Raw genomic sequence first — 420 nt, forward strand, 5'->3', positions numbered from 1 at the left:
GTGCATTGTTGTCGTAAACAAAACTGGTACTGGTACCTGGTGGCACATCGGTTGGACCCTGGTAGGCCGGGTCGCTGCTATAGAGTTGTGGGGCCACCACATCCACGTGCAGCCATTCCCCTCCAGGCTCACCGGTACCGAGATGCAAGCCGAAGCCACCGTTGAATAAAGTGGCGTTGCGTTCGCCACTGAACAGGGCCAGGTCGTTGGGGTCGCTTATGCGGGTATTCCCAAAAGAGAAGTTTTGAAACATAACTCCGGCAAGTATACCGGCAGACAATTGCCAGCTATCGTTTTCCACCAAATGGTAAGCGAAATTGAGCTGCACGCCGGTGCGGCTGAGAATATGGGCTTTATCGGCATTAGCGCTCAGGCCCACGCCGATGCGCTTGCCACTCAGGCCGATCCAGGGGGTCATGT

Annotated in this window: 1 protein-coding gene; it reads right to left on the reverse strand. The window is 55.7% G+C overall.

The window, feature by feature from the left end; translation table 11 throughout:
* On the reverse strand, nt 1–420 hold a 420-nt coding region (locus tag I6F37_RS41645), incomplete at both ends, for a type IX secretion system membrane protein PorP/SprF (protein ID WP_225154619.1).

Source organism: Bradyrhizobium sp. NBAIM08 (assembly GCF_020193935.1).
Lineage (GTDB): Bacteria > Pseudomonadota > Alphaproteobacteria > Rhizobiales > Xanthobacteraceae > Bradyrhizobium > Bradyrhizobium yuanmingense.